Raw genomic sequence first — 476 nt, 5'->3', positions numbered from 1 at the left:
GTTGAGGTCTAGTTGTAGAAAGCATACCTGCTGTCATGTGAAGATAATCAAAAACAGGTCTTAGCGGCAAATTCTGAGTGCAACACCTAATCCAATATCGGATAAGGTGTTGTTATGACTTACAAAGAACTCAACATAGAAGAGCGTGCCACTATTCAAATTGGCCTGCTTCACAATCTCAGTCTGCGAAGTATTGCTCGCCTACTTGATCGAAGCCCCTCAACAATCAGTCGAGAGATTCGTCGTAACCAGCTTGCCGATGGCCTATACGAAGCACCTAAGGCTCAAGCCAACCGTCAGGCTCGAAGAGTAGGCTGTCGACCAGTGAAAAAGCTTGCTCAGGGTAATGAACTGTTTGACCTCGTGATTTTGATGCTGCGTCAGAGGTTCTCTCCACAGCAGATTGCGGGTAACCTTAAGCGCATGAAACTACCCGGATATGAAGACAGCTACGTCTGTCGTGAGACGATTTACAA

At 46.4% G+C, this 476-nt stretch carries 1 protein-coding gene; it reads left to right on the top strand.

Translation table 11 applies throughout. From position 1 onward, the window contains the following. Nucleotides 1-114: 114 nt before the first annotated feature. A partial coding sequence (locus BTA35_RS16630; protein ID WP_139363705.1) for a helix-turn-helix domain-containing protein occupies nt 115-476 on the top strand: 362 nt, incomplete at its 3' end.

Source organism: Oceanospirillum linum (assembly GCF_001995095.2).
Lineage (GTDB): Bacteria > Pseudomonadota > Gammaproteobacteria > Pseudomonadales > Halomonadaceae > Oceanospirillum > Oceanospirillum linum.
The sequence above is the reverse complement of the archived record's forward strand: the minus strand, read 5'-3'. Positions and strand labels throughout refer to the sequence as shown.